The organism is Pedobacter sp. P26 (assembly GCF_050632135.1).
Lineage (GTDB): Bacteria > Bacteroidota > Bacteroidia > Sphingobacteriales > Sphingobacteriaceae > Pedobacter.
Window position 1 is genome coordinate 2261538 of sequence record NZ_CP192574.1, and the last position, 21832, is coordinate 2283369.

General features: G+C 38.4%; 19 protein-coding genes and 1 pseudogene. 10 read left to right on the forward strand and 10 right to left on the reverse strand.

The window, feature by feature from the left end; translation table 11 throughout:
* Nucleotides 1–616: 616 nt before the first annotated feature.
* Together ACQ86H_RS10395 and ACQ86H_RS10400 are read left to right on the forward strand one after the other, a co-directional pair.
* Nucleotides 617–826, forward strand: a complete 210-nt coding sequence (locus tag ACQ86H_RS10395; protein WP_431294780.1) for a hypothetical protein — start codon at nucleotides 617–619, stop codon at nucleotides 824–826.
* A 1318-nt stretch (nucleotides 827–2144) separates the two neighbouring features.
* Nucleotides 2145–2912, forward strand: coding sequence for a glycoside hydrolase family 25 protein (locus tag ACQ86H_RS10400; protein ID WP_431294781.1), 768 nt, complete (start codon nucleotides 2145–2147; stop codon nucleotides 2910–2912).
* Nucleotides 2913–3478: 566 nt separating this feature from the next.
* Here ACQ86H_RS10400 and ACQ86H_RS10405 read toward each other — a convergent pair.
* Together ACQ86H_RS10405 and ACQ86H_RS10410 are read right to left on the reverse strand one after the other, a co-directional pair.
* On the reverse strand, nucleotides 3479–4576 hold the full coding sequence (locus ACQ86H_RS10405) for a mandelate racemase/muconate lactonizing enzyme family protein (RefSeq protein ID WP_431294782.1): 1098 nt from the start codon (nucleotides 4574–4576) through the stop codon (nucleotides 3479–3481).
* Nucleotides 4577–4642: 66 nt separating this feature from the next.
* Entirely contained in the window at nucleotides 4643–4987 is a 345-nt protein-coding gene (locus tag ACQ86H_RS10410) for a DUF1016 N-terminal domain-containing protein (RefSeq protein WP_431294783.1), read from the reverse strand.
* Nucleotides 4988–5108: 121 nt separating this feature from the next.
* On the opposite strand from ACQ86H_RS10410, the gene ACQ86H_RS10415 reads away from it, so the two are divergent.
* Together ACQ86H_RS10415 and ACQ86H_RS10420 are read left to right on the forward strand one after the other, a co-directional pair.
* Nucleotides 5109–7118, forward strand: a complete 2010-nt coding sequence (locus ACQ86H_RS10415; protein WP_431294784.1) for a thioredoxin domain-containing protein — start codon at nucleotides 5109–5111, stop codon at nucleotides 7116–7118.
* A 10-nt stretch (nucleotides 7119–7128) separates the two neighbouring features.
* Nucleotides 7129–7635: an FKBP-type peptidyl-prolyl cis-trans isomerase gene (locus tag ACQ86H_RS10420; protein ID WP_057933416.1), complete on the forward strand. Its 507-nt coding sequence runs from the start codon at nucleotides 7129–7131 to the stop codon at nucleotides 7633–7635.
* A gap of 91 nt (nucleotides 7636–7726) precedes the next feature.
* On the opposite strand, the gene ACQ86H_RS10425 is transcribed toward ACQ86H_RS10420, so the two are convergent.
* From ACQ86H_RS10425 to ACQ86H_RS10445, 5 genes and pseudogenes are all read right to left on the reverse strand, one after another.
* A complete protein-coding gene (locus ACQ86H_RS10425; protein WP_431294785.1) occupies nucleotides 7727–8356 on the reverse strand; it encodes a Uma2 family endonuclease in 630 nt (209 codons plus the stop codon).
* Between the two features lie 39 nt (nucleotides 8357–8395).
* Nucleotides 8396–9577, reverse strand: a complete 1182-nt coding sequence (locus ACQ86H_RS10430) for a hypothetical protein (protein ID WP_431294786.1) — start codon at nucleotides 9575–9577, stop codon at nucleotides 8396–8398.
* Between the two features lie 38 nt (nucleotides 9578–9615).
* On the reverse strand, nucleotides 9616–10200 hold the full coding sequence (locus tag ACQ86H_RS10435; RefSeq protein ID WP_431294787.1) for an RNA polymerase sigma factor: 585 nt from the start codon (nucleotides 10198–10200) through the stop codon (nucleotides 9616–9618).
* 120 nt (nucleotides 10201–10320) lie between these two features.
* Complete coding sequence (locus tag ACQ86H_RS10440; RefSeq protein ID WP_431294788.1) at nucleotides 10321–11004, reverse strand: DUF4397 domain-containing protein; 684 nt, start codon at nucleotides 11002–11004, stop codon at nucleotides 10321–10323.
* Nucleotides 11005–11184: 180 nt separating this feature from the next.
* Nucleotides 11185–12806, reverse strand: a pseudogene (locus tag ACQ86H_RS10445) (ABC-F family ATP-binding cassette domain-containing protein).
* A 562-nt stretch (nucleotides 12807–13368) separates the two neighbouring features.
* Here ACQ86H_RS10445 and ACQ86H_RS10450 point away from each other — a divergent pair.
* From ACQ86H_RS10450 to ACQ86H_RS10470, 5 genes are all read left to right on the forward strand, one after another.
* Complete coding sequence (locus tag ACQ86H_RS10450; protein ID WP_431294789.1) at nucleotides 13369–13626, forward strand: hypothetical protein; 258 nt, start codon at nucleotides 13369–13371, stop codon at nucleotides 13624–13626.
* A 26-nt stretch (nucleotides 13627–13652) separates the two neighbouring features.
* Entirely contained in the window at nucleotides 13653–13928 is a 276-nt protein-coding gene (locus ACQ86H_RS10455; RefSeq protein WP_431294790.1) for a hypothetical protein, read from the forward strand.
* Between the two features lie 175 nt (nucleotides 13929–14103).
* Nucleotides 14104–14679 (forward strand): nitroreductase family protein, encoded by a 576-nt coding sequence (locus ACQ86H_RS10460; RefSeq protein WP_431294791.1) that lies wholly within the window; start codon nucleotides 14104–14106, stop codon nucleotides 14677–14679.
* Nucleotides 14680–14793: 114 nt separating this feature from the next.
* Nucleotides 14794–15111 (forward strand): DUF1801 domain-containing protein, encoded by a 318-nt coding sequence (locus ACQ86H_RS10465; RefSeq protein WP_431294792.1) that lies wholly within the window; start codon nucleotides 14794–14796, stop codon nucleotides 15109–15111.
* 75 nt (nucleotides 15112–15186) lie between these two features.
* A complete protein-coding gene (locus tag ACQ86H_RS10470) occupies nucleotides 15187–15639 on the forward strand; it encodes a 3-oxoacyl-ACP synthase (RefSeq protein WP_138821962.1) in 453 nt (150 codons plus the stop codon).
* 242 nt (nucleotides 15640–15881) lie between these two features.
* Here the strand turns inward: ACQ86H_RS10470 and ACQ86H_RS10475 are convergent, their stop codons facing one another.
* From ACQ86H_RS10475 to ACQ86H_RS10485, 3 genes are all read right to left on the reverse strand, one after another.
* On the reverse strand, nucleotides 15882–17048 hold the full coding sequence (locus ACQ86H_RS10475) for a DUF3298 domain-containing protein (RefSeq protein WP_431294793.1): 1167 nt from the start codon (nucleotides 17046–17048) through the stop codon (nucleotides 15882–15884).
* 104 nt (nucleotides 17049–17152) lie between these two features.
* A complete protein-coding gene (locus tag ACQ86H_RS10480) occupies nucleotides 17153–18034 on the reverse strand; it encodes a polysaccharide deacetylase family protein (protein ID WP_431294794.1) in 882 nt (293 codons plus the stop codon).
* Between the two features lie 84 nt (nucleotides 18035–18118).
* A complete protein-coding gene (locus ACQ86H_RS10485; RefSeq protein ID WP_138821959.1) occupies nucleotides 18119–18997 on the reverse strand; it encodes a polysaccharide deacetylase family protein in 879 nt (292 codons plus the stop codon).
* A gap of 176 nt (nucleotides 18998–19173) precedes the next feature.
* Between ACQ86H_RS10485 and ACQ86H_RS10490 the strand changes: the two genes are divergently transcribed.
* Nucleotides 19174–21681 carry a DPP IV N-terminal domain-containing protein gene (locus tag ACQ86H_RS10490; protein WP_431294795.1) on the forward strand — a complete coding sequence of 836 codons (2508 nt, stop codon included), beginning with the start codon at nucleotides 19174–19176 and terminating at the stop codon, nucleotides 21679–21681.
* Nucleotides 21682–21832: the final 151 nt, after the last annotated feature.

Consider the following 21832-nt stretch of genomic DNA (forward strand, 5'->3'; position numbering starts at 1 on the left):
TTTTGTCATCCTGAGCGGAGTCGAAGGATCTTTCCATCATTTCCCAGGCCGCATAGCAGGAAGCAGATCGCATGATGTAATCCGTAGATTTATTCCTCTGAAACTATGAGGGGCACGCAGTATTGTCATCTCGACCGTAGTGGAGAGATCTTTGAACTTTCTAATGCGGTCGCCATCCGATAGCTATCGGATCCTGCGCAGGCGGGAACCATAAGACCTGAGCTCCTAAATATTCCAGTGTTTTGTAAGCTAATCTCCATACCTTCTTTATACTCTAATACCGACACAGCTATAGACAAAAGTAACTCTTAGCTATGTTGCGTTTTACCTTTTATTTAGCTATTGTTAACCCGCCAACTGAAAGCGATGCAAATCTTTGATAACGCCGACCTTCACCGTAGCTCCATTTCAACCGAAGCAAGTCCGAAGCAGTGGGCAAGTTAGTGTACAGCAGGGGATAAGCAAGCGTGGCCGGAAGGTGGGGTAAACGTGGGGTAAATGTGGCGTAAAGGTGGGGTTTGGAATATTTTTTTTTGGGATTTTTAAATCAGATTGATTAAATTGGATGATCATCCCTTTTGTTTAACCTAATATACTAAAATTATGGCTAGCCAGAATGGAATTATCAATTAACGGGCAACTCGGCGATCTTGTTTTTTACAAACGCGGAAATACGGATGTGGTCAGGCAAAAAGCGGCCCACAAACAGCAGACAGAAGCGAGCAAAAAAAGCAGTCGCGATTTTGGCAGCACCAGCAGAAATGCCGCTTACATCCGGAAGCATTTGCACCTCTGGTCAAACTTTATGCTTATGGCGATCTCCTGAATAGCCTGAACAAACGTTTTATCGAAATCTTTAAAACCATCCCGGCCGAACAGGCAGGAAATAAAAAATTGATTGATGGTGACATCACTTTGCTTAAGGGTTTCGAATTTAACAGCAGCAAAGCCATGGATCAGTTATGGCTTCGCGAAACGGTTTTGTGCATAGAACCCGATGGGTTAGTAAAACTTATTCTGCCTAAGTGCGAAATAAAAGCCCTGCTGAAACCGCATCCTAAGGCTACCGAAGCACGGTTGCAGGTGATGGGTTTTCATTCTTTGAACTACTGATATTTACAACAACTTTGGGCTAAATAATCCCCCGCCAGAACCTGTTGTGATTTGCTTTCATTCTTTGAACTACTGATATTTACAACAACTGGGTTATTGTTAACATTAACTAGTTGTTGGTTGTGATTTGCTTTCATTCTTTGAACTACTGATATTTACAACAACGCTATACCATAAATCTAAAACCTGATTGCGTATTTCACTAAATCTGTACAGTCCGTTTCGCTCCAAACTGTACGCGAATTTGGCTGCCGGATTTTTTGCTAAGTCATTCCTTTCCCTCTGAATGCATAGCGGCTTGGCTGCAAATTTACTTCTTCCCCTAGGCGCTCCACGGTTTCCCGTTCGGGGTCCTCATTTCCCGCTTTCCTTTAGATAACCATTCCATCATCCTTCGGATGAAACCGTAAAATCCATCAAAAAGGCGCTCTGAAGCGCTTAAAATCAATCTGATGAATGCAACAGCACACCAGGTATCGATTTTACCTCTGGGGCTTTAATTTGCCCTAAACTTAGAAATTTTATTGGAACTGCTGTGCGAAGAAATCCTGACCTGAAGATCAGAGCGTACAGTTTGGAGCGAAACAGGCGTTCAGTTTGGAGCGAAAGAAGGTGTCAGCATAAATGCGAAACGCGCGTACACATTTGCCGAAATGCCCACATACCCAAACTTAAATTCATTTATTTATACTTCTTTACGGTTTCCCATATTCCGAATATTAAAATAAATTTTATCTTTGATATCGAAAGCAAATCACAATAAGGATTATTCCGTTGTGAAAACATTTGGGTTGCCTCTTGTCCACAAATCAGGAGGCTTTTTTATGACCAATTTTTTTAAAAAATATTCAAAGCAATACAAACACTTATTTATTTTCCTCAACTTAGCGGCATTAATAATCCATGCCTCCAGATAAAAGAACCACAATAAATAAAAGTCCGGTTGCCAGAAAACCTGCCGCCAAGAAGCCTGTAACCAGAAAATCCACAACAGGCAGAAAAAGAAAGCTGGTATTTCGATTCAGCTTAAGTTGGTTATTGCCGGTTTATTGTTGATTTTGCTTTCTCCATTTTATTACGGTTATGTATTAAGAAGTTTTGTGGCTACCTGGAGCTGGGTTAAAGACTGGGGGCAAGACCCGAATTACCGGACCTACGAAAGTTTTAACATCAAAATCCCTAAAAAATATACGGTTCACGGAATTGATGTTTCCTACTATCAGGGTAAAATAAACTGGCAAAAAGTAAAGGAAATGAAGGAAGATGAGGTGAGTATCCGTTTTGCCTTTATCAAAGCCACAGAGGGATTAATGCTGGTTGATCCCTATTTTCAACGCAATTGGCGCGAAGCCCCAAAAGCAGGGATTATTTGCGGGGCCTATCACTTTTTCAGACCAAAAAAGGATGGTAAAACGCAGGCTAAATTTTTCTTACAAGTGGTAAATATTGAGAAAGGGGATTTACCACCAGTTGTGGATATTGAATCTTTAGATGGCGTTTCACCGTTAAAAATGAGGACAGAACTTTCTGATTTTCTCAATTATGTAGAAATAAAAACCAAGGTAAGGCCGATTGTTTATACCGGGCTTAAATTTTACGAAGATTATTTAGCCGATCATTTTGATGATTATCCTTTGTGGATTGCCCATTATTATCAACCAAAGTTAAGGATGGACAAAAGCCGCTGGAAATTTTGGCAGCATTCTGATAAAGCTAAAATTAATGGTATTGGCCATGTGGTTGATTTTAATGCTTTTAATGGTGATAGTTTGGCGCTGGATCGAATGTTGGTTCATTAGTCATTGGTCATTAGTTCAATGGTCATTGGGCCATTATTTATTAATAACAAGCTTCTTGCCGCTCTATGCCGCGGGGGCATACTACTTTGGAGCGCCAAAGTAGTCAAAGCGCTTCGTCATCCGATGGCTATCGGATCCAGCAATGAGCCTTTTGCGCGTAGCCTTAGCACATCGAAAAAACAGTGGCACTTTGTTTTCTGTCAGGTTGTGGTTGATGAACGGTTGTGGGTTCCTTGTGACAGAAAACTCACTGCGCTTCAGGTTTGTCAGTGCCCATTTACCTGAGCTGCAACTGTTTTTTCGATTTTCCTGGCTCTTGGTCCCGATTGCTATCGGGAGACAGGCGTAATTGGTAAGACCTGCTTATTATTTAAGCAAGCTAGCATAATGCCTAAAAACACATGCGGGAGATATGTGTAAACGCTAGGATCTTTCGGATAGGCAATCTGTCTGAGCGTTTCAATACGCCTTTAATCAATAATCAGTGGGTATTGATCTCGGAGGTTAATTGTTTAAATCGGTTAATCGACTCCAAACTCCAAACGCTCAACTCCAAACTAGTACAGCTAAACCACCCAGCTTTCACATTCCGCTAAGAAAAACTCATCGGCTTCTGCACCGATACCGATTTCTTCAGGAACATCAAGGAAATAACCGTTATAAGTTAAGCCACCAACAACCGGGTCAACCAGATGGCCCAATAGTGCTGTATCTAAATCAAAAAACTCCACATTAGGGCTGGCCAAGGCGAAATGTAAGTTGGCACTTAAAGCAATCCGGGTTTCGAGCATGCTGCCAATCATACATTTTACACCATATTTTAAGGCTTCTTCATGGATTTTTTGCGCTTCTAAAATTCCCCCGGATTTCGAAAATTTAATGTTTAAATAGGTTGTCGACTGGCTGTTGATCAGTTTTCGGGCATCGTGGTGGTTATAGCAGCTTTCATCGGCCATTAATTTAATTGGCGAATTTACATTTAGCTCGGGGAGTTGATCATCATACCAGGTGCGCATGGGTTGTTCACAGAACTCAATATTGTATTTCTCCAATTCGCCCAGTGCAAATAAAGCGTCATCAAAACTCCAGCCCTGATTGGCATCCAGGCGTAAAGTTAAATCTTCACCTACGGCATCGCGGATGTGTTTTACCCTTTCGATATCATCATGCACTTTTTTACCCAGCTTAATTTTTAAGATACGGCAACCCTGGCTTTTATATTTCAAAGCTGTAGTGGCCATTCCCTCGGGTGTATCAATGCCAATGGTCATATCGGTTTCGATAGTACGTTTGGTTCCACCCAGAAATTTATAGAGGGGTAAGTTTGCATTTTTGGCAGCGATATCAAACAGCGCCATATCGAAAGCACTTTTAATGGTATTGTTATGATCGGCATAACCCAATAAATCGTTCATCCGTTCCGGAATTTCCAAAGGATCCTTACCCTTTAAAATAGCGGCGAAATCTTTGGCCATGGCAATACAGGTTTCCTGCGTTTCACCAACAATCATAGGGAAAGCAGAACATTCTCCAATGCCGTGGATACCTGTATCAGTATAAATCCTGATTAACACATTCTGTGCAAAATGCATGGTTCCTGTGGCAATCACAAAAGGTTCCATCGGGATGCTAAAGCGATATATTTCGGTGTGGGTGATTTTCATTGTTTTAAGGTTGAAGGCTGAAGGTGTAAGGTTGAGGGTGTAAGGTTGAAGGTATAGGGTATAAGGTTAGGGTTTACAAAACGGGATAAAAGCCGGTAACAAGTGCAACTTAATTCGGTACGCAATGCGTACCAAATTGGAAAAGGCAAGGTAAAATTTCCTAATATTTGTAAGATTAGTATAATCAAGACCTTTCCCAAACGCTAATGTCAATTGGTTTGAAAGATTTTTTAATGTTGCCTTCCCATAATCTGCATGTAATTTTCCCTGCTGCTCATCCTCTACAATAAGTTTTCCAATTTGCCAGTAAGATTCAAGTAATGCAGAATTTGCTGCACGAAATACTTTCAAACGGGATTGGCTAATAATCTCTTTTATGGCATTAAATAACTCATTTTTGCTCAATTCCATTCATCGTATAGATTTCCAACTAAAGTATAAAAACAAAAACTAAATCGAAACAGGTTTGTAGAATATTAATAGATTTACGCCTCGAAATTAAAATTCCATTTTCCTTTTTATAAAACCCATCATGTCTGAAACCAATAACTTAATCCACGCTTCATCACCATATTTGCTACAGCATGCCCATAATCCTGTTAATTGGTATGAATGGGGGGCAGAAGCATTAGAAAAGGCCAAAGCAGAAAATAAGCTCATATTGGTGAGCATTGGTTATTCGGCCTGCCATTGGTGTCATGTAATGGAGCGCGAAAGTTTCGAAAACCATGAAGTTGCCGAAGTGATGAACCAACATTTTGTATGCATTAAAGTTGATCGGGAAGAGCGTCCGGATATTGATCAGATTTACATGTATGCCATTCAACTCATGACAGGTAGTGGCGGCTGGCCTTTAAACTGTATCTGTTTGCCCGATCAGCGTCCGATTTATGGTGGCACTTATTTCCGAAAAAACGATTGGATCAATATCCTCGAAAATGTGGCTGCACTTTGGGCAAACGAACCTGATAAAGCCATTCAATATGCCGAACGGTTAACTTCCGGGATTAAAGACAGTGAAAAGATAATTGCTACGGTAACTACAGAAGAATATACCCATGAACACCTGACCGAAATTATCGAACCCTGGAAACGCCATTTCGATATTGGTTACGGAGGTTATAACCGTGCACCGAAATTCCCTTTACCCAATAATTGGGTCTTTTTATTGCGTTATGGCTTTTTAAAAGATGATGAAGCTGTTTTTACAGCGGTTTGCCATACGCTGGAAGAAATGAGCAGGGGAGGCATTTACGATCAGATTGGAGGTGGCTTTGCCCGTTATTCGGTTGATGATAAATGGCATGTACCGCATTTTGAGAAGATGCTTTACGATAATGCACAATTGATTAGTTTGTATGCAGAAGCTTACCAGTGTACCAGGTTCGATTCTTTTAAACAGACTGTGGTAGAAACGGTAAATTGGGTTTCTGATGAGATGACCTCTGCAGATGGATTATTTTATTCGGCATTGGATGCGGATAGCGAGGGGATAGAAGGTAAGTTCTATATTTGGGATAAAGCAGAATTCGATCAGGTTTTGGGTGAAGATGCTCAACTGATCGGCGCTTACTATAACATTACCGAAGAAGGTAACTGGGAGGAAGAACAAACCAATATCCTGCGCAAAACCATCAGCGATGGCGATTTACTTGCAAAATTTAATATTACGGCAGAGGTGTTTTATGATAAGGTAAACTCAGCCAAAACAAAATTAATGGCTGTGCGGAGTAAAAGAGTCAGGCCAGGTTTGGATGATAAATGTTTAACGGCCTGGAATGGTATGATGATTAAAGCGCTGGCTGATGCGGCTCAGGTTTTAAGTCACAATCAATATTATGAAAAGGCCTCTGCTGCGGCTAATTTCATCTTAACTCACCTTAAATCGGAAAATGGCGGCTTATACCGCAATTATAAAAACGCAAAGGCCTCTATTACTGGCTTTTTAGATGATTATGCGTTTTTTATTGAAGCACTGATTGCCCTTTATGAAGCGGATTTTGACGAGAAATGGCTGGAAGAGGCAAAGTCATTGGCCGATTATGTGATTGCTAATTTTACGGACGCAGATTCGCCAATGTTTTTTTATACTTCTGCTGAAAGTGAAGATTTAATCGCCCGTAAACATGAGGTGATGGATAATGTGATTCCGGCTTCAAACTCTGCCATGGCGCAGAATTTGCAGCAACTGGGGCTGCTTTTTGATGTAGCACAATATACCGAAAAAGCCTCAGAAATGCTTGCTGCGGTTCATCCGAAGATTAAAAGTTATGGCTCTGCCTACTCAAACTGGGCTATTCAATTGTTAAACGAAATTTATGGCATAAACGAAATTGCCATTACCGGTTTAGAAAGCGATGTGATAAAATTGGAATTAAGCGGGCATTATATTCCTAACAAAATTACATTGGGCGGAACAAAAAGTAACTTGCCGCTGTTAAAAGGTAAGCAAAGCAATGAAACAAAAGTTTATATTTGCCGAAATAAAGTATGCCAGTTGCCGGTTAACACTGTTGAGGACGCATTAGAGTATTTACAATAAATAAATTTAAATGAATATTTCACCAAACTCTGTAGTAGCGTTAACTTACGAATTGCATACTACTAACGAAGAAGGACAACAAGTTTTTGTAGAAAAAGCTGACGAACAAAATCCTTTAGTATTTTTATATGGCGTTGGCATGATGTTGCCTAAATTTGAAGAGCATTTAACTGGTTTAAAAACTGGTGATGAATATGGCTTCGAGCTATCTGCTGCAGATGGTTATGGTGATATTGATCCGGGAGCTTTTGCTGATCTGCCAAAAACGATGTTTACTGAAGCTGGCGGCGAACTGCCAAATGTTGGTGATGTGATTCCATTGCAAGATAACAATGGTAACCAGTTTAGAGCAGGTGTTACCGCTGTTCACGACGAAACCATTTCAGTAGATTTAAACCACCCAATGGCTGGTAAAAATTTAGTGTTTAGCGGTGTGATTTTAAATGTACGTGAAGCTACTCAGGATGAATTGGCGCATGGTCATGCTCACGGAGCTGATGGTCATTCAGGTCACTAATTAAAAAATATAAACGATTTTCAAAGAAGTCAAGTTTTATGTAGCCACTTTGCTATGTAAACTTGACTTCTTTCGTTGATATGTGCATACCTTAATCTTGAAAAACCTCTTCTAAAACAAGCTTAAAGCCTGGTATAACTGTGGTGGTTACCTCTTCGCCTTCGGTGAGCAGTTTGGTAGGCTGAAATTTTCCTTTATCATCAAGGATATACCTGAAAAACGTTTTGTGCGTAGGACTTACAATCCAATATTCTTTAACACCTGCTTCTTCGTAAACTTCATATTTATGGATCAGTTCTTTTTTATTGTTGCCCGGGGATAAAATTTCGACAACGATATCTGGTGCCCCAATGCAGCCACGCTGATCCAGTTTAGCCGGATCGCAAATTACTACAATATCAGGTTGTACTACGGTGAAAACTTCTCTGTCATCTACACTTTTCTTGGCTAAACGTACATCAAAAGGAGCAGAATAGACACGACATGGTTTCCCTTTAAGTATATTGTATATAGGGACAAAAATGTTGGCTGAAATTCCCTGGTGAATTCGAGAAGGAGCAGGACTCATTTTGAATAAGTGTCCTTTAATAATTTCTAAGCGTTCCTCAAATTCAAAGCGCATATAATCTGCATAACTGTATTCAGCAGAAAAATCGACCTCGTTAAGGGTTTTAACAGGGGGTAGTTTATCTTCTGCAGGATATGGCTTGATATTTTTCATACAAGGTATTTAACCAAATATACTAAATATCTTAGTTTTTTAAAAATCAATTTTTAACCGCAGTCCGCCATTAGTGAGGTTAAGGTTCTCTTTTGAGAAAGTTTTCATGGGTAACCTTAAAAAAGGCTCGATAGCAATGTTATTCTTTTTGGATATTTTTTGCTTGTAACCCAGAGAGAAATTGTAGAATCCGATATATTTATCAGGATCTATGCTCGCTTCGGGTTGCGGCTCTACCTTCTTTTCTTGTACAATCAAGGTTTTAGAATCTGCATAACCATTTACTGCCGGAGCAGAGAAACTTTGAACCTGATTAACGATATAGCTGTTCTGCTGCGAATTATTTAGAACAGCAAGTGCAGAAACCCCAATATTGGTATAAAGTTTATCACTGATATTGTATTTTAATTCTAAAGGAACATTAATTCCACGCACTTTAGCATCAACTGAAGCCAGATTTTTGCCTGATAAGGTTTGTGGTGCAGAAGCATTTAACGATTCTGTTGTGCTAATAGAGGCATACGAAACACCAGAACTTATTGATAATTTATTGGCGATGGCATACGACAAAGAAAATCCATAATTCATGGTTACCTTACTATCATTACCCATAGCAGGGGCAACATATACATCAGGTTGCCATTTAGAGTTCCCACTCGGTTTATCGGCAGGTTTCTGTTGGTTTGCATAGCTATCCTGAGCAAGCAACTTTTCGAAATTTGTTTGTGTACGGGGTTGAGGTTTTTTATTTTCTGTTAAAATTTCAAATTCTTTTGATTTTATATTTGAAAGATTTATCCCGGAAAGTTTATTATCCAATAAATTGTGGTTAACTGGATTTAATTCTGCTGATGTATTGAAAACTGCATCACCATGTTGTTGTTCCAATATAGGTTTTAAATTTTCTGTAGCTATAATTGATTGATTATCAGCTAAATTTTTTACTGTGGTGCTATGGTTGTTAATCTCATTATTTAAGGATGGCTTAATGTTTTTCGGCGAAATCAGGAGATCTGTATTTCCGTGAGCAGGATTTTGGTGTGCCTTAGGTTTAGCGATGGCAAACTCGTTTTTCTGATCTGTATTGTTTTGCACCAAAAATATACCTCCGAAGATAAAAATTAAGGCAGCAGCAACCCACAAAGGCCAGAAAGCGATGCCTCTTCTCTTATTTTTTCTCCGAAAAGCGCTCCCAGGCACCATTAGAATAAACTTCCTCATGGTTTTGGAGTTGCGCCGTAATATGCTCAATTAATTCCTTATCCATTTTTTTCGTATGAATTAACCATGGTATTTAGGTAAAGGGTACGTAACTTATTTTTAGATCGTGTGAGGTAAACACGACTGGAACTTTCGGGAATGTTTAACATCTTCGAAATTTCATCGTGGGCAAAACCCTCAATTTCATATAAGTTAAATACCAGTCTCTGCGTATCTGGTAAGTGATTTAGTAAACTCAAAATATCATTAACGTGTAGTTCCGAAGCAATCGAAACCTGGGTAGCCGGATGTTCGCTTTCTGCTAAATCATCAACATAAAACTGAACTTTCGAACTCCGGATCTTGTCTATCGCCGTCCGCGAAGCAATCTGGGCAATCCAACCTTTAAACGATCTTTGTAATTCTTCCGGATTCTTTGGTGCTTTGAAGCCACCAACATGTTTGAAAATCTTGATAAAACTATCATTTACAAGCTCTTCACTATCCGAAGTATTCTTGGTATACCTTAAAATTATGCCCATTAAATAGCCGTAAAATGATTTATACATCATTTCTTTACAGCTATTGTCGTTTTTTACACAGCCTTTTAAAATTTCCTCAAAACTGAGTATTTTTTTTATCACCCTTGTAAAGGACTATTTATTAGCGGTTTATCATGATTAATTATTGCAAATTTAAGAAAAATAACACCACCCAATTTTTGGGCGGTGTCAATTTTCGTTTTCACAGGTAGAGTGAATATTTTATTTGTTTGTCATCACAGATAAGCCAAGGCCTGTACTATCGGTTTTGCTTGATAAGCCTTTAGCCCAGATGGTATAAATTTTGCCTTTTTCGATTTTAACGGCTGGTAAGCTAACTTTAACTGTTCCGCCTTGTTTTAATTCAAAAGTGTAGCTGTCATTTGGTGCAATATTGCTAAAAGTAGTGAACTCTTTAAATGCTTTTGCGGTAAATAATGGTGCATCTGTACCTGCAATTCCCAAATCAAATGGCGAAGAACCTGGACTTAAGTTTACAAAACGAACTTTAGCCTTATCGGTTTCAGGTGCTTTTAAATCATCTTCAAGGATCAAAAGTTTTGTAGATTTTAAGGTATCTACTACGAAAACCGAATAAAATGATCCTGATTTTAAAGTCGCATTAGTGTAGGTTAAGTACTTTAAAGTATCTTTTTTTGCAACACCTACCACTCTGATACCCGGATAAGCTGCATAATAGCCAAGATCTTTAGTATAAGTAAAGCTGTTTATTTTCTGGTTATCCAGTATAAAATCAAGCGCAGCCGTTCCTGGTGATGCATGAATGAAACCAATACCGGCAGCTTCTATCGGATCATTGTTAAAATCCTTTTTGCAGGCAGTTATGGTTAAAGTTATAGCAAGGAGAGAGAGTATAATTTTTGTCGTAGTGCTAAAATTTTTCAAATCCGTTTTTCATTTTAATGTTTTAAATCAATCTTTGAACAAAATTGGTTAATGGCCATTAACGCTTTTTTCTTGTAAAACGATTAATGGAATGAAAACGCTACACCTGTGCTGATTTTTTTATAAAAGAAAAGCCGCATGGTGTTCATGCGGCTTTAAACAATGTTTTAAACGGTAAAATTAAGCGTACATTTCTTCTCTTAATTTGGCAACATCGCTGCTGTTGATGTATTCATCATAAGTCATCAATTTATCGATAGTACCTTTTGGTGTAATTTCGATAATGCGGTTGGCAACGGTTTCTGTTAACTGGTGATCTCGCGAGGTAAATAATATGGCACCCTTAAAATCTTTCATGCCGTTATTCAGTGCCTCGATAGATTCAAGGTCAAGGTGATTGGTTGGCTCATCAAACATTAACAAGTTAGCCTGTTGTAACATCATTCTGGAGAACATACAACGCATTTTCTCACCTCCTGAAAGCACTTTTACGTTTTTAAGTACTTCTTCGCCTGAGAATAACATCCGGCCTAAAAAGCTGCGTACAAATTGTTCATCAGCATCAGTACCAGAGTACTCACGCAACCAATCTACCAGGTTTTCATCTTTACCTGCAAAATACTCAGAATTATCATTCGGAATATCTGCAGTACTAATGGTAACCCCCATTTAAATTCGCCTCTATGGTCGGTATCTCTGCCCGTTAAAACATCATAAAATGCTGCAGTAGCCAAACTGTTCTGAGATAGTACGGCAATTTTATCGCCCTTGTTAACCATAAAGTTAACTTTGTCGAACAACACACCATCATTTCCATTTTTACCCAGATTTTCGACCTGTAAAATCTGGTCGCCAGCCTCGCGACCGGTATTATTGAATATAATGGCTGGATATTTTCTGCTCGATGCTTTAATTTCGGTAATATCAATCTTATCTAAAGCTTTTTTACGGGAAGTGGCCTGCTTTGATTTAGATGCATTTGCACTAAACCTGCGGATAAACTCCTGTAACTCCTTCACCTTATCTTCCATTTTTTTGTTCTGGTCGCTACGTTGTTTTAAGGCCAGCTGACTGGATTCGTACCAAAAAGTATAGTTACCGGTGTAGATGCTCATTTTGGCAAAATCGATATCTACGATATGCGTACAAACGGCATCTAAAAAGTGCCTGTCGTGCGATACCACCAAAACAATGTTCTGATAATCGGCCAGGAAGTTTTCTAACCAGGCAATGGTTTCGATATCCAAATCGTTGGTAGGCTCATCCAGTAACAAAATATCCGGATTGCCAAACAGGGCCTGTGCCAGTAACACACGTACTTTTTGTGTGTTATCCAGTTCCTTTAACAATTTATAGTGATTATCTTCAGTTATGCCCAAATTGCTTAACATGGTTGCAGCATTGCTCTCCATGTTCCAGCCATCCATTTCGGCAAAAAGATTTTCAAGCTCTCCGGCACGTTCGCCATCCTTCTCAGAGAAATCTTCTTTCATATAAATGGCATCTTTCTCTTTCATGATGGCATAAAGTTCTTTATGGCCAATCATTACGGTTTCTAATACCGAAAACTCATCAAATTCGTAATGGTTTTGTTTTAAAACGGCCATTCTTTCACCTGGCGTAAAAGCCACACTGCCAGAGGTTTGATTCACTTCTCCTGATAAAATTTTAAGAAAAGTAGATTTACCTGCGCCATTAGCCCCAATTACACCATAGCAGTTGCCCTGGGTAAATTTTAGGTTAACATCTTCAAATAATGTGCGCTTGCCGTACCGTAAAGATAAATTAGAAACTGAAATCATGCTATAATTGAAATAAGCCGCAAAAGATAGGGAAAAAGGTTGAGGGTAGGAAGGTGTTTAATTGTTTGATTGTTTTATTGTTGAAAGGTTTGGAGGTTGGAATGTTTAAAGTTGAAATGTGTTTGAATGTGAAAAGTTATAAAGTTTGAAGGATTGGGAAATGAAGGGCTAGGTACTTGGTGGCTCAGGTAGTCCCGTTATCCGCTTTACTGCGTTATACTCCATGTTCGCTACTACCGGGTTTATTTTACAAAGGGGAGAAGCTTTTGGCTAATGGAAATAAATCTTTTATTACGGAACATTAGTATATTGATTTTAGTAAACTGTTTCAAAGTGGGGGTACGTCATTCTCGCGCATGCGGGAATCTTAATGCAAGCTTTAGATTATTCATAAGTATTCCCTTGTTTCAAAGGCATTCATGAGCACTCCGTGGTTCCCAATCAACCCGATAGCTATCGGGTTGGGAATGACGACCTATCTTAAGGTAATTTGCAGCAAAAAATAGAATTTCTGATAGGGATTTAATCTGTTTCTCTCAAGCAAAAAGCTTATTTTAGCCCTATGCAAAACGATCTCTTGCTCGAAACCATAAAAACCACACTTCAAAAAAGCAAAATAGAAAAATTAGCGGCCATCGCTTCAGAAGATACCTTTTCGGTAAAAGACCTGATCTATTTAAGTTTTTATCATGATGAGCAGATTGGGTTTCGGGCCGCATGGATTTTGGAAAATGTATTTGCTAACCATCAGCAAAGGTTTTTACCCTATGTACTTTATTTTTGGAGAAATTTCCACAACAAAACAATTTATCGGCATTGAGGCATTATGTTAAAATCCTCGCCCTTATGACCAGGAAAAACGCTTCTATGGAAATCAGGAAAATCCTTGCTGATTATGAAACTGATTGTCTGGTAGAAGTTGTTTTTGCCTGGTTGATTGATGAGAAGATCCCTGTTGCTGTTAAATCACATTGTTTAAACATTTTGGCTAATCTAAATATCAAGCATAATTGGATTAAGGAAGAGTTGTTGCAAACCATGGATTTTTTGGTAGATAAAGAAAGTATTGGATTTTTTGCAAAGGTTAAACAGATCAGGAAACAATTATCAGTTCGCAGTTGACAGTTTTAAGTTGGCAGTTAACAGTTTTCAGTTAGCAATTTTCAGTTGATAGTTTCTTAGTACTCCATCTTTTCTTCAGTTAACGAAAAGTCAAATCTTCGGGTTTTAACCTTATGCCCTCTACCTTCTGCCTTATACCTTACGTAATCTTTCAGCTTTTAACTATTTTTACAGCATGAGTACAACATACGATATCATCTCAAAAGTTATAAAAGAACGTCGCAGTATTTTCCCTGCAAGCTATATCAAAAAAGAAATTCCGGTTGAGGTAATCAACCAGATTTTAGAAACGGCCAATTATGCACCAACACATAAGTTAACCCAGCCCTGGCGTTTTGTAGTCATCAGAAAAGCTGGACTGGCTAAACTAGGTGAAGAACTTGGTAAACTATATAAAGAGTTGGTTTCCCCTCAACAATTTCTTCAGAAAAAGTACGATAGCTTTGCCGAAAAAACGAGTCAGGCTGATTGTATTATAGCTATCAATATGCAGGTGAGCGGTAAAATACCCGAGTGGGAAGAGTTGGCGGCGGTTTCCTGCGCGGTTCAAAATATGGCTTTAACTGCAGAAAGTTTGCAGGTTGGCGCATACTGGAGCTCTCCACCATTGATTGACAATTTAGGCCATTTCTTAAGTTTGGGTGAAAATGAAAAATGCATCGGCTTATTTTACATGGGCTATCATAATGAAAAACCCTGGACGCCAAACCGCACATCGATGGAAGAGAAGGTGAGGTGGATAGAGGGGTAGTTTTGAGTTGAGAGATAGGAGTTTAGAGTCTTAAGTCCATAGTCTAAAGTAAAGAGCCTTCATCATCTCCAGTTCGGTAGAAACGATCCATCTAAATTCTCATTATTTAATGTTATGCTAAATCCTCTTGATCATTATTTCGAACAAAAAGATGAACCTGTAAAAAGCTGCCTGCAATATTTAAGGTCACTTTTAATGGGGTATGACGATATTACTGAGCATTGGAAATACGGAATGCCTTTTTATTACCACAAACGAAAAATGTTCTGTTATCTTTGGATCCATAAAAAACTCCATCACCCTTACATTGGTTTGGTTGACGGACATAAAATTGAACACGAAGATCTGTTGCAGGAGAAAAGAGCCCGGATGAAAATTTTATTGATCAATCACCTCGAAGATATTCCCAAAAGAAAATCGAATCCATTTTAAACCTGGCTTTTGACCTTCGCAAATAGCTACATTATCCATCAACCATTATCCATCAACCATCTTTCCATTTCATATATGTCTGCATTAAAATCTAAACTTTATCAGCTTTGCTTAACTTTTATTCAAAACAGGATCGAAAACATTGAATATTCGCTACAACAGGCCCGACAAGCTTCAAACGATGATACAAAAAGCAGCGCAGGTGATAAATATGAAACCACACGCGAAATGATGCAGCAGGAAATGGATCGCAATGGTAAATTGTTATACGAAGCTGGTCAGCAGAAAATTGCTTTACAGCAGATTGAAAATGTAGAATCAGATCGATTGGTTAAAAATGGGAGTTTGGTACTCACTACCGAAGGTAATTTTTACATCAGCATTAGTGCAGGCGAATTAAACACCGATGGACTAAAATTCTTTGCAGTATCGCAGGCTTCGCCAATCGGCAGGTTTTTGATCGGAAAAGTTATCAATGAAAGTTTTAAGTTTAATGGCAAAGATTATATTGTAAAAGAAATACTGTAAAGTTTTTAGTTAGCAATTTGTAGTAAACAGTTCAATACTGAAGTGACAGGCGATTCTATATTTATCGCTGGGGCTGAAAATCTGCGTTTAAATTTGTGTCATCTGCGGGAAACCTTTTTTCATATTTATTTCTGCTGATTTAAGGTGATTATCGCAGAAGCAGTTTTCGGGTTGTAGTTTACAGTTAACTGATCAACCATTATCTATATATCAACTGTAAACTGATCACGGCCAATTGGTAACTATTTAATTCCCATCCGTTGCGCAAAAGCCGGCACCAAATAAGTCTTTAAATCCGAATAAGGAATAAACACTACAATTTGCCCTTGAGCGTAACTTGCTACTTCGTATGGGTTATACATAAAAGCGATGCCGTTCGTATTGAAATAAAAGTTATTATTCGGCTTTATAAAATCATCAAAAAGTACGGTGCTTAAAGCATCATTAGCCTTAATGTTGTATTCTTTACGAAGATTACGTTCTAAAATGCCCTGTAAAGTATTCGAATCGATTTTAACAATGTCGCTCAACACCATTTGTGTTTTGTTTTTTACATCTAAACAAAACATCGTGCTGCTGTAATTGCCATGTGCGCCACCAGTATAAGCGTCGGCCAGGAAATCGATAACTACATAACCATTATCGTTATAACTAACCGATTGCTGGCTATTGTTAGTGTAATTCATCCAGGCCTCAAAATCATCGCCACGGCCATTTTTTGATTGTTCGGCAACCTGCAATTTATAATCTTTAAAATAGTCAGCAGCAATATTTTTAAAACCAGTTGAGCGTTCAACCTGCGATTTTATTCCTAATATCTTTTTAAGTTCGGTATTTAACCAATTGCCATATTCATCTGTATTTTTACTTTCGAGATATTCAAAGCTGATTTGTGCCGCGGGTGATTTGGCGCGATTGGCAAAAGCTTTAACTGAATCTTCGTAAATGCCTGCATTGAAGTGATAACTTCCATCTGCATATTTTTCTGTCAGGGCAATTGGGTATTTTTTGGTTTTATCACCACTTTCCCAAATGCCGTCAAAACCATTTCCATTCCATTTTAATTTTAAATGTGGCGATTTTGAATCCTGTGTAAAATATGATTCATAAAAACTATACTCAGCAAGTACAATGCTGTCTTTCCCGATTAACGTGTCGGTTGAGAGGTTAAGCCATGATCCATCGTAATAATAAGAACCGCTCACATCATCATCCACTCTTTGCAAATGCATGACAACCTTTTTGCCTGCTATGCTACCTTCTAAGCGTTTATAGAAATTTTCGGACAGCCCGGCTTTTACATTAGCTGTACTATCTGTAGTATCAGCGTTGTTGGTTCCGTTTTTTGGACTGTTACAGGCTGATATTATGGCTAATCCAAAAAGGCAAATAAGAAAAGAATACTTCATAGGGCAGTAGATACAGGGGGTTATTGTTGAAAAGTTGTAATGTTGGAGTTAACTTGCTACCTGCATACATTTCAACTTTCAATTTTAAATAATTAACCCCTCTGCTAAGATTTTGTTTTATTAAAACTCTTATTGATGCTGTAATATAAGTTTTTTGCCGTATATCTTCCCGGATCAATTATTCTTCTGATGGTATAAAGCGGGTAGTTTTCATCTCTAGAAGTAGACAGGATAAATGCAGCCTTAAAGCCATGTTCTTTTAATTTATGTAATGTAGATGCCTTTGAAACGCCGTAAGGGAATGCGAAATATTCTACTTTCTTACCTGTTATTTCTTCCAGTTTTTTTGTCGGCTCGTCAATTTGAGTGGTCCAGTCGGCATCGGTAAACTGTGCAAAGTTTTTATGATCATAGGTATGGCTGGCGATGGTATTTCCTTCATCAGCTAATTGTTTAATCTGCGCTTTAGTCATGTAACCAATGCGCCCTTTTTTACCGATTGATACCGTCATGATAAAATAAACCCCTTTAAAACCGTACTTTTTCAATGTGGTGTTCCCAATGGTGAATTGGTCTTCATCCGTATCATCAAAAGTGATCATAATTGGTTTTTCGGGTAATTTAGCACCATAAACCAGGTAATTGTACAACTGATCGGGCAAAATAGAGTGGTAACCACTATCGGCCAGCATTTTTATATGCTGCTTAAATTTATCAGGAGCAATAATGTCATCATGTGCTCTTTTACTATCACTGGCAATATTGTTTCTAATTTGGTGGTAACACAGAACGGGTACTTCTCTGCGAGCCAGGATGGTTTTGTTATCGGCAGGTTTGGTATTTATAGAATCTGTTTTAACCGTTTCGGTAGTACTTGTTACCGGAGTTTTCTCTTTTTGTTTGTTGCCTGAGCAGGCCAATGAAAATAACCCCAAAAATAGAATTGATAAAAGGGGATAGGCAGCTGTTTTTAGATGTTTACTCAACGTTTTTTAATTATTTGATCAAAGATACAGCGTTTTCAGAAAGGATAAAAAAGAAAATCCCGACGCTTGCCGGGATTATTTTATTTAAAAGCTATTTTTTATGCTGTTGCTTAAAGTTTTAGGCGACCAGTACCCGCTGGCAATAATCCTACGGATGGTAAATAACGGATCTTTTTCATCACGCTTGGTCGAGAGTTGGTAAGCCATTCTAAAACCACGTTTTTTAAGCTCAGGGATGCCTTCTGCATTCCATAAACCGAATGGATAAGCAAATTCGGTCATTTTTTTGCCGGTAATTTCTTCCAGTTTTTTGGTTGGTTTGTCTAGTTGTTCTTCCCAATCCTTACCGGCATATTTTTTAAAGTTTTTATGGTCGTAAGTGTGGCTGCCGATCACATTTCCTTCGTCTGAAAGTTGTTTAATCTGTTCTTTCGTCATGTAATCCACAAACTTGCCTTTTCTACCTATCGAAACGGTCATGATAAAATAAACGGCTTTATAGCCCAGTTTTTCTAAAGTTGGGCGTACAATGGTAAACTGATCCATGTCAGTATCATCAAAAGTTAACATAATTGGTTTACTCGGTAGGGCAGCACCAGTATTTAAGTAAGCATAAAGCTGATCTGGTAAAATAGTATGATAACCGCTATCGGCCAGCATCTTCATCTGGTCTTTAAAGTTCTGGATTTCTACAATATAGTCTTTACCGACCTTACCGTCAGTTGGTTTCCAGTTTCTTACCTGGTGGTAACACAAAATTGGCACTTGTTTTCTGGCTAAAATGGTTTTAGCATCAGCAACTTTAATTTTCGAAACATCAACTGGTGTTCCGGTACCTGCTGCAGTTTTGGTGCTTTGTGCAGCAGAATCTTTATTGGCAGAGTTTTCTGTCTGAGATTTAGATTGGCAGCTGGCAAATAAGATTACTCCGGCTGTTATTAAGGTTAAAAAGCTGTATTTCATTCTTAGTATATATAGCTACAAAACTATAAAATCCCTTAATTATTTATCCATCAAAATAAATTGTGTTAATAATTAATTTTAGTTGTGCGAAATTATACTAGCTATCGCATTTATTACATATCAAAGCCTGCTTAATATCCTTTAATTAAATAATTTAGCAGCTCAAACAAATTTTGATGAATAAACTTTATAAACTCCTGCTGGGCGCGCAGTTTTTATCCTTAACTGTTGCTGCACAAAATAAAACATTTACCATAACCGAAAATATTCAGCCACGGCCTAAAGCAAACTATCAACTTGCATCGCGTTTTTCTCCTAATAAGTTGAAAAAAATGGTTTATTCTACTACAGTAGACCCACACTGGCTAAAATTGAGCAACCGCTTCTGGTACACTTTCGAAAGTCCAAAAGGAAAATTTTGGTACCTTGTAGATCCTGCATCAAAAAGCAAAAAACTGATGTTTGATAATGCTAAACTGGCAGCAGATATCACCCTTATTGTTCGGGATCCATTTGATGCGGAACATTTACCTCTCGAAAACTTAAAATTTGCAGCCGACGAAAAAAGTATTTCTTTCGAAATCAAAAGCACTGTTGATGAGCTAAAAAAAGATAGGAAAGATAAAAAAGCAGCAGATTCTATGCAGAAGAAAATATTTTCTTTCAAATACGAACTGGCAAATGCAAAATTAACTGAAGTGCCTAATTTCAGTAAGCCAAAGCCTAAACCATCATGGGGATCTGTAGCACCAGATTCTTCAGCCATCATCTTCTCCCGTAATTACAATCTGTATTGGATGGATAAAGACAACTACAAAAAAGCAGTTAAGAATGAAGATGATAGTACTATTGTAGAGCATCAGCTCACTAAAGATGGGGTTAAATTTTATTCATACGGAAGTGATGGCGATGGAGAGAACAATGTGGAGAACGAAAAAAACAATAAAAAACGCCGGGGTGCTTATGTGCTCTGGTCGCCGAATTCGAAATATTTTGTGTTAGACAGAACCGATTCGCGCAAGGTTAAAGATCTTTGGGTAATCAATAGTGTTACACCGGGTCGTCCAACCTTAGAAACCTATAAATACCAAATGCCGGGAGAGGCCGAAGCCCCTCAGGATGAAATTTTGTTGTTCGATTTTGCTGCAAAATCTTCTAAAAAATTAAATGTTGCTGCATTTAAAGATCAAAGCGTTTCAGTGTGGGGCAAACCCTCATTAAATAAAGACCGTGATAACGAATTCCGTCCATCTATTTGGTTGGGTAACGATAGCAGGTTCTATTTTTCGCGTACCAGTCGTGATTTAAAACGTATTGATATTGGGACTGTTGATATTGCTACAGGTAAGGTTACGCCTTTAATAGACGAACGCTTTAATACTTATGTTGAGGTTAACCGCCCGGGTTTGGTTAACGATGGTAAAGAGTTAATTCATTGGAGTGAGCGCGATGGTTGGGCACATTTTTATCTTTTTGACGAAAACGGGAAGCTGAAGAACCAGATTACCAAAGGCGCTTTCCACTGTGAGAGTATTGTAAATATTGATGAGAAAAAACGTATCCTTTATTTTACGGCAAACGGCAGGGAAGGCAAAGAAGATCCTTATTATTTACATCTGTACAGTATTAATTTCGATGGTTCGAACATGAAACTGTTAAATGCCGGCGATTTTGATCATCTGTCGAATATGAATGATAACAATACTTTTTTTGTTGATAATTATTCGAGAGTAAATACCGCACCAAAAGCTACACTTTATGATGGAACAGGCAAAAAAGTAATGGATCTGGAAACAACAGATCTTTCATTACTGATGGCGGCGGGTTACAAATTCCCGGAGCCTTTCAAAGTAAAAGCAGATGATGGAATAACTGATTTGTATGGTGTAATGTATAAACCTTTTGATTTCGATCCCAATAAAAAGTATCCGATTATTGAGTATGTTTACCCAGGGCCACAAACCGAGGCTGTAAACAAAGCTTTCAGCAAAAGCATGGATCGTACCGAACGTTTAGCCCAATTTGGTTACATCGTTATCACAGTAGGTAACAGAGGAGGAAATCCTTCACGTTCTAAATGGTACCATACTTATGGTTACGGCAATCTGCGCGACTATGGTTTAGCTGACAAAAAAACTGCTATTGAACAATTGGCTGCTAAATATTCGTACATAGACGAGTCTAAGGTGGGCATTACCGGTCACTCTGGTGGTGGTTTTATGTCTACAGCAGCCATGTTGGTGTATCCTGATTTCTTTAAAGCTGCAGTTTCAAATGCCGGAAACCATGATAATAGTATTTACAACCGCTGGTGGAGCGAAAAACATCATGGGGTAAAAGAAACAATCTCTTTAAAGGGCGATACTTCATTTAAATACAGTATCGATAAAAACCCTGATTTAGCAAAAAATCTGAAAGGCCATTTATTACTGATGCACGGTGATGTAGATAACAATGTGCATCCGGCAAACTCTATCCGTGTAGCCAATGCATTAATGAAAGCGGGTAAACGTTTCGATTTTTTGATTATTCCAGGTCAGCGCCATGGTTTTGGTGATATGACAGAGTATGCTTTCTGGAAACTGGCTGATCATTTTAACAAATATTTAATCGGCGATTTTTCTGAACCGGGCGATGTTGACCTGGTAGAAATGGACAGAGATATTGAGCAGAACGGAAAATAGTTTTTAATACAAGAGTTATTGCTATGGCCTGTGGAAACGCAGGCCATTTTTTATAACGATAAGTTGTCATTGCGAGGCTAATTTTTCATTGGCCGTGGCAATCTACTCAGTTAGTGTTATTGTTGGATAGTTTTTTGGAAAGCAGGCTTGG